The 3,163-nt window shown below is 38.1% G+C and carries 2 protein-coding genes; one reads left to right on the plus strand and one right to left on the minus strand.

All coding sequences use genetic code 11. The annotated features are described in order from the left end of the window. On the minus strand, nucleotides 1–1,497 hold a 1,497-nt coding region (locus tag K6G87_RS09335), incomplete at its 3' end, for a glycosyl hydrolase family 18 protein (protein WP_296836267.1). A 947-nt stretch (nucleotides 1,498–2,444) separates the two neighbouring features. On the opposite strand from K6G87_RS09335, the gene K6G87_RS09340 reads away from it, so the two are divergent. Beyond that, on the plus strand, nucleotides 2,445–3,163 hold a 719-nt coding region (locus K6G87_RS09340; RefSeq protein WP_296836270.1), incomplete at its 3' end, for an adaptor protein MecA.

Genomic DNA, 3,163 nt, shown 5'->3' on the forward strand with positions numbered 1-3,163 from the left:
AGCCCATTCCATGCCGCCTGCCTGGCTTGTAACAGTTCCATCAGTCGAGGTGAACCATATTCTTGTATAGAAAGGAATACCGTTTATAAGCTTATCTGCGGGCACATCTTCAAGAGTATTCTTGATTCCGCTCTCAACATATGATATTGAAGCAACGGAACCTGCTTCACTGCTTCCTTCATAATGTTCGTCATAGCCCATGATAACTACATAGTCGCAGACAGTTCCAAGCTCTTTTCTATGGAAAAATTCATTGCCCATTGGAACAGGGATATCTACTGATAATACAGTTCCATTTGCTCTGCAGGCAATTGAAAGCTCTCTTATAAATTCGATAAAGTCTTCTCCGCCATCAGCTGTTATATCTTCAAGGCTTGAACCTGTAAACTCCAGATCGATGTTGATTCCGTCGATTCCATAGGTGTTTACTTCATTCATAAGGTTATTTATAAGATTTGCTCTTGATGCGCTGTAAGCAAGGACTGTTGCAGTACTGCCTTCTCCCTCTCTGTAAAAAGAGTTATTGAAGTTATCAAGTGCTGCCCATACCTGTAGTCCGCTATCATGAGCTGTATTTACATAATCCTGTGTGGCAAAAGATTCTATTGATCCTTCATTGTCACTTAATGAAAACCATGTAGGTGATATAACATTAAGTCCCGTTGCATCTGAAATAGCAGATGAAAGTGTTGAATTACCTGCTGTACCTCCTATGGACTGCCATACCATGTTGACCTTGCCGTCCATATGAATGCTGGTATATTCAGGTTCTGCATAATTACTTGGTGCAAGAAGGTCAACTGTCTGGATATTCTCAAGGAACTTCTTTTCCACATATCCTATATATCCGTCCGGGCTTACAACCTTGGACCAGTCTTCAAGCTCTTCAAGGATTATTACTGTTGCATCCTTATCAAGGCTTGTAAGGATCTCGCTCTTAACACCGCCGCGAAGTCTGAGCTTTGTATCTTTCTTGATAACAGCTCTTACTTCCTGTCCAAACTCTGTATACATGGTGATGTGATTAGGGTCTGTATAAGCTGTATAAGTAAAGTTTGTATACTTTTGGGCATAATCTATGGCTACGTATAAGGTGTCACCGTCTATAACGCAGGCCGCATATCCAAGATCTTCTGATGAGCCGTCTGTAGAGCTTATAGTAGTCTCTCCAACATTTGCTGTGATAATAGCAGACGGTGTTGTATATACAAGAATTCCGTCTTCCTGTCCATAATAGAAGCGGTCGTTTAAATATGTCTGAACATCAGAAAATGTCATATAATAAACGCCGTCTATTATCCTTGCATGAAGATCTGTCTTCTCATTCTGAAGAATAATTGGAACATCATTCTCATCTTCTATTCCGAAATAGCTTGTAGTATCAGCCTGTTCATTACTATATGAGTACTTGTCATATAATAGCTTTGCTGCGTATCCTCCTCCGAGCATAAGTACAAGAAGAATAATTACAATTACCGGTATAACCTTATGTTTCATATAATTCTTTTCCCTCAAAATAATATAGTTTAGACCGGGTATTATTTTACCACATTACTAAGTACAGTGCCATCCATGGCACTAACGTAATACAACAACATCCTGTTGTGACATAACGAGAAGCAGTGCCATCCATGGCGTGTTTTGATTGTTATCTAAAAAGTGATAAGATGTGATATAATAAATGATATACAAATTGCTTTAAGCAAATTTTTCAACAAAAAACACAGCCAAAAGAAACATAGGTCTTGTGGCTGTGTATCTGTAAGCTTTGTGACACCATCTACAAATATATGCAATTGGCGGGATCCTCTTGTTATAAATGTTTATATTGGTCACAAGTATTTCTTTTGTCAAAGGGTCTTATCAGCACCAAAAGGTATCCGTGATATAAATACTGATAATGTAATTATTACTCCTTCTACAAAAAAGATGCTATATCCTCTTATGAGATGCCATTCCGTACCCTGTACTTTAAAATAAATTGAAATCAGGTAGCGATATGCTACTAATAGACTGCCAGATACATGCATACATATATGCACACACAGCAAAAATGACTATTTCAGATTTATTGATACGTTGTTTAAAATTAAAATTGTTCTTATATATTATGTTTCAAAAATGGGTAACCCCTCAGACTAGTATGTCTGTAAGGCGTTCTGACTGATGCAGAACTAATTACGATATTCTAGAAAACATGCCCCCTCCCCGGATACATATCTGGGAAAGGCATCTCACGAGAAGTTATTATACAACCAATTATGATCAAATACAATACCATCATAAATAAAAACTTTTTTATTTTTTATTAAATACTCTCTTAAATTTTGACCTTTGGGCCGATACATATATTGACATTGCGCAAGGTATACATTAGTATCATTTTAATCAATTTTTACAGCTAAGTATTCAAGGATGAAATAACAAAAGCAGGAGGTAAGTTTATGAAAATTGAGAAGGTGAATGATCACCAGATCCGTTGCACACTTACCAGAGAGGATCTTACCAAGAGACAGCTCAAAGTTAGTGAGCTCGCATATGGTACTGACAAAGCACGCGAACTTTTTCAGGAAATGATGCATCAGGCCAATACACGTTTTGGTTTTAATGCAGAGGACGTTCCGCTCATGATAGAGGCTATTCCTGTTAACTCAGAATGCATAATTCTGGTTATAACAAAGTCTGAAGATCCGGAAGAATTGGATACCCGCTTTTCTGAGTTTGGTCCATCTGTGCAGGATGATAATAAATCTTATGAAAATGGAAACGTTGACTACTCAGAAAATACTGAAGAAAATGAAGATGAAGAGGTCCTTGACCTGTTTAATCGTCTTCAGGACGGTGATTTCTCAGGCTTCCTCGATGGCGTAACAAATCGTGAAAATAAGAGAGTTAAGACTGGATATAATACACCACTTAAAAGAGCTGCTAAAAACAGTGAGAATTTCTTCTGCTGCTTTAAACTCGACTCAATGCATGATGTACTGAAGCTTCCGGCACTCCTTCCAGCAGGCTTCCACAGCCGTAACACTTTGTTCCGTAATGAGGATGAAGGTGGATATCTTCTTTGCTTATACGGCAATCAGAATGACAAGCGTTTCAATAATCTTTGTAATCTCTTTGGAGAATATGCAAAGATGGCTGAACCCGGAACCTACAGCTC

This window comes from Butyrivibrio sp. (genome assembly GCF_024699075.1).